At 71.0% G+C, this 4,596-nt stretch carries 6 protein-coding genes, 1 tRNA gene and 1 pseudogene; all 8 read right to left on the reverse strand.

All coding sequences use genetic code 11. The annotated features are described in order from the left end of the window. A pseudogene (locus tag HUU96_RS11620) lies at nucleotides 1-234 on the reverse strand (GNAT family N-acetyltransferase); the annotation flags it as partial. A 33-nt stretch (nucleotides 235-267) separates the two neighbouring features. After that, a complete protein-coding gene (locus tag HUU96_RS11625; RefSeq protein WP_174292952.1) occupies nucleotides 268-618 on the reverse strand; it encodes a VOC family protein in 351 nt (116 codons plus the stop codon). Beyond that, complete coding sequence (gene pyrF, locus HUU96_RS11630) at nucleotides 619-1,290, reverse strand: orotidine-5'-phosphate decarboxylase (protein ID WP_174292953.1); 672 nt, start codon at nucleotides 1,288-1,290, stop codon at nucleotides 619-621. A gap of 10 nt (nucleotides 1,291-1,300) precedes the next feature. Then, nucleotides 1,301-1,633 carry a hypothetical protein gene (locus tag HUU96_RS11635; RefSeq protein WP_174292954.1) on the reverse strand — a complete coding sequence of 111 codons (333 nt, stop codon included), beginning with the start codon at nucleotides 1,631-1,633 and terminating at the stop codon, nucleotides 1,301-1,303. Between the two features lie 81 nt (nucleotides 1,634-1,714). Beyond that, on the reverse strand, nucleotides 1,715-2,410 hold the full coding sequence (locus HUU96_RS11640; RefSeq protein ID WP_174292955.1) for an endonuclease/exonuclease/phosphatase family protein: 696 nt from the start codon (nucleotides 2,408-2,410) through the stop codon (nucleotides 1,715-1,717). 24 nt (nucleotides 2,411-2,434) lie between these two features. Next, nucleotides 2,435-2,510: transfer RNA gene (locus HUU96_RS11645), tRNA-Thr, on the reverse strand. 17 nt (nucleotides 2,511-2,527) lie between these two features. Next, a complete protein-coding gene (locus tag HUU96_RS11650; RefSeq protein ID WP_174292956.1) occupies nucleotides 2,528-3,391 on the reverse strand; it encodes a hypothetical protein in 864 nt (287 codons plus the stop codon). Further along, the coding region (locus HUU96_RS11655; RefSeq protein WP_174292957.1) for a replication-associated recombination protein A at nucleotides 3,388-4,596 on the reverse strand (1,209 nt) is incomplete at its 5' end. The genes HUU96_RS11650 and HUU96_RS11655, both read right to left, overlap by 4 nt.

Consider the following 4,596-nt stretch of genomic DNA (forward strand, 5'->3'; position numbering starts at 1 on the left):
CGAGTCGCTGACCCTGACGCAGCCGACCGGAGCACCATCGTCTTCCGCGATCAGCAGCCGCTCGGCCGGGTCGGCGATCAATGCCGCCAACTCGCCGAGCGAGATGCGCTCGCCCTCCAGCAGGTCCGCCTCGTGCGTCCAGCCGCTGCGCGCCGCCTCGCCACGGTAAGCGCGCTGCACCAACTGCTGAAGCATGGCGGCGTCGGCGGCCATGGCGGGGCGGATCGAGGGCATGGCGGCGGCTGTAGCGGGCGCGGGCCGGGCGGCCTAGTGCGCCTCCTCGCTCACCTGCCACAGGACGCCCGAAGGGTCGTAGAGGAAGCCGACGCGCAGGCCCCATGGCTTCTCGACGGGCGCGACCGGCGGCTTGACCCCGAACCGGTGGACCACATCCGCGGTCCGTTCCCACCATTGGTCGAGCGCGCTCACGAACAGCTGGTGCATGGCGTTGTCGGCAAAGCCCGGCGCGTCGTAATTCTGCAGCAGCAGCCCCGCGCCCTCGAACGTCAGGATCGCGAGATCATCGTCGCGATAGTCGAGCGCGAACCCGATCGCCTGGTAGAAGGCGATCGATCGGGCAAAGTCGCGCGCCGGCACGAAGAGGCGGATCAGCGCCACCTACAGCGTCGCGCCGATCGCGCGTGCGGCGGCGTCCGGGTCTTCGGCGCGGGTGATGGGCCGGCCGATCACCAGCAGCGACGCGCCGGCGTCGAGCGCGGCGCGGGGGGTGACGACGCGCTTCTGATCGGCGGCCGCGCCGGCATCGAGGCGCAGGCCCGGCACGACAAAGAAGCCCTGCCGCCAGCGCTTCTTGGCGGCGGCGACCTCCTCGCCCGAACAGACGATACCATCGACGCCGGCCTCGGCGGCCAGATCGGTCAGGCGCGCGACCTGGTCATGAACGCTGCCGCCGACGCCGGTGGCGGCGAGATCGTCCGCGTCGAGGCTGGTGAGCATCGTCACCGCCACCACCTTGGTCGCCGGGTGCGCCGCCGCCTTGGCATCCTCCAGCATCGCCCGGCCGCCGGCGGCGTGAACGGTCAGCACCGCCGGCTCCAGATCGCCCAGCGCCTGGATCGCGCTGGCGACGGTGTTGGGAATGTCGTGAAGCTTCAGGTCGAGAAAGATCGGCAGGCCAAGCGCCGCCATCTCCTGCACGCCATGACGACCATGCGCGACGAAGAATTCCAACCCCAGCTTCAGGCCGCCGACATGATGGCGCACGCGCGTCGCCAGGGTCTTGGCGCGGGCTAGGTCGGGCAGGTCGATCGCGACGTAAAGCGGGCTCACGCCGCGTGCCTCACGACAGTTCGCCGGGAAGCGGCGGCGGTGTGGTCTCCGCGGCCGTATAGACCGGGGCCGGCGGCGGTGCTGCCACGACCAGCGCGCGGGTGGATGCCAGCGTTGCCTCCGCCTGCCCCAGCCGCTGCCGCAGCCGCCAGCGCAGCGCCGCGTGGTAGATCTGGGTTGGCAGGAACCCGATCAGGAAGGTGACGAACAGCAGCAGCGGCAGGTTCACCAGCGCCTCCAGCCCGCTCCACAGGTGGATCGTCACCGGCTCCCAATTCCCATAAGTGAACAGCGCCGCGACAAAGGCGAGCAGGCACCAGAACAGGATCTTCAGGAACTGCATGGTTCACTCCCTCGGCCTGGCGGCGATGCTATCGCGTCGGCGCGGCGATGGCCAGTCTCGGCCGGCCGTGTCGCCCGGCGATCACGCCGGCTCGATCGTCGCCCAGATCGGCAGGTGGTCGGACGCCATGCGGGCGGCGGCGCTGGCGTGGACGCCGCAGTCGACGATGCGCAGCCCCGGCGATGCCATGATCCGGTCCAGCCGCCCGATCGGCCGCCGGGCGTGGAAGCTTGGCCCAGTGGCAGCGATCGCGAACGCCCGGCCGAAATCGCGCAGGCAGCCGCCGTTGGCGGTCCACTCGTTGAGGTCGCCCATCATCACCGTCGGCATCGGCTCGGGACCAGCCTCGACATGGCCGATGATCGCCGCCGCCTGTTTGCGCCGCCACAGCCCCGACAGGTCGAGGTGCATCCCGACGACGCGCAGCGTCAGGCCGCCGGTCGTCACCTCCGCGCTGACCGCGCCGCGCGGTTCCAGCGAGGGCAGGTGGATCGCGCAGCAACTCGCCACCGTCGCGGCCTTGCGGACCAGCAGCGCGTTGCCGTGCCAGCCCATCGAGGCGGCGCGCAGGCCGACCTTGACCGCCTGCCACCCGCTGCGTTCATCGAGCATCGGCGGCGAGATCACTCCCATGCGCGCGCCGAAGCGGCGGTCCGCCTCCTGCAGCGCGACGATGTCGGCGTCGATCTCGCGCAGCACGTCGAGGATGCGCTCAGGGCTGCGGCGGCCGTCGCTGCCCACCCCCTTGCGCATGTTGTAACTGGCGACCTTAATCATTTCGAAAGCGCAACGCCAAGGCGGTGGTGCCGGTTGCAGGAATCGAACCCGCGACATCCAGTTTACAAAACTGGCGCTCTACCAACTGAGCTAAACCGGCTCGCTGCGCCTTGTGCGTCACCGGACGCCGAAGGTCCAGCCCTCGGTGAGCGCGACGGCCGGGGTCATGCCCGCCGGCTGCCAGAGATCGGCATTGCCGGCGCTGGCGCGGAGCCATGCCGCGGTCAGGATCGCGTCGGTGGCATGATCTGAATAGCTTGCGAGCGGCAGATGCGGCAGGCTGCCGATCGCGGGCGAGGTCAGCGCCGCGTCGAGCGCTGCCGGCCCGCGCAACTTGCTCCGCCCCTTGCGCAGGCCGGCGGCGCGGGCGGCAACCGCGGTATAGATTTCGACCACCAGCGCGCCCGTCGCGGGCACCGGCGCGAACGGCCAGACCGGGATGCGACCGTCGAGCCGGTGGAGCAGGCGCATCCCCGCCCAGCTTGCCTTTGCGACCTGCGCCGCGCCGAGCGCGTCGAACACGGTCGATGGCTTGGCCTGCCCCTCCGGCGTCTCGCAGGTGCGGTAATGGAGGAAGTCGCCCTTGCGCCCGTCGCCGGCTCCGCACCAGAAATACCGTCCGCGCCGCGCTTCGATGAAGCTGGCCGCACCCAGGTCCTCATCGGTGCAGGCGGCGTCGACATAGGCCCACAACGCGGGTCCCGACCGGGTGTCGGTCTCTCCCGGCAGATGCGCGCCGCGTGCGAACGGCGCGGAGAAGCTGAAGTCGAACCCGACCAGCAGCGGCTCGTCGGCGCGGGCGAGCAACCAGTCGAGCACGCCCTGCCGCGACCATGCACCGCCCGCCGCCGGCTCGACTAGCCGCGGCGCGTCGCGTCCGCGCTCGCATAGTGCGAGGGCGATGCCGCGATGCCGCCGCCCGCGTGCGCCCGACCAGTCGATCGCGGCAAACCGCGTGAAGCGATCACCGGGAGCGCTCACGCGCTGCCCTGCCGCTCCTCGCGCAGCCGCGCCCAGTGGTCGAGCCGCTCCTTGACCCGCGCCTCAAAGCCACGGCCGGCGGGCGTGTAGAAGGTCTGCGGCGTCATCTCCGCCGGCCAGTAGTTCGCGCCCGAAAAGCCGTCGGCGGCATCGGGATCGTACTCGTAGCCCTTGCCATACCCCAGGTCGCGCAGCAGCTTGGTCGGCGCGTTGCGGATGTTCTCGGGCGGCATCAGCGAGCCGGTCTCGCGCGCGCTCTGCCACGCCGCCTTCTGCGCGGCGTAGGCGGCGTTCGATTTGGGCGCGGTAGCGAGATACAGACACGCCTGCGCGATCGCCAGCTCGCCCTCGGGACTGCCGAGGAAGTCATAGGCGTCCTTGGCGGCGAGGCACTGGACCAGCGCTTGCGGATCGGCAAGGCCGACATCCTCGACCGCGGCGCGGGTCAGCCGGCGCAGCACGTACAACGGCTCCTCGCCGGCGGTGAACATTCGCGCGCAATAATAAAGCGCCGCCTGCGGGTCGGAGCCGCGGATCGACTTGTGGAGCGCGCTGATGAGGTTGTGATGCCCCTCGCGATCCTTGTCGTAGACGGCGACGCGGCGCTGGAGGAAGGCGGACAGGCCGGCGGGATCGAGCGGTTGGGGCAGGGCGACCGCGAACAGCGTCTCGACCTGGTTTAGGAGGAAGCGGCCATCGCCGTCGGCGCTCGCGACCAGCGCCTCGCGCGCCGGCGGGGTTAGGGGCAGGGGGCGCCCGACCATCTCCTCCGCCCGCGCGACGAGCTGGTCGAGCGCGGCGTGGCCGAGCCGCTGGAGCACCAGCACCTGCGCGCGGCTGAGCAGCGCGGCGTTGAGCTCGAACGAGGGATTCTCGGTGGTGGCGCCGACCAGCGTCACCGTGCCGTCCTCGACATAGGGCAGGAAGCCGTCCTGCTGCGCGCGGTTGAAGCGGTGGATCTCGTCCACGAACAACAAGGTCCGCTGGCCCAGGCGAGCATGGTCGCGCGCCTCGGCAAACACCTTCTTCAGCTCGGCGACGCCCGAGAACACCGCGCTGATTGCGACGAAGCGCAGGCCTACCGCCTCGGCGAGCAGCCGCGCGATCGTGGTCTTGCCGGTGCCGGGCGGGCCCCACAGCACGATCGACGACAACCGCCCCGCCGCCACCATCCGCCCGATCGCACCCTCGGGGCCGGTGAGATG

Source organism: Sphingomonas bacterium, from assembly GCF_903644135.1.
Classification (GTDB): Bacteria; Pseudomonadota; Alphaproteobacteria; order Sphingomonadales; family Sphingomonadaceae; genus Sphingomonas.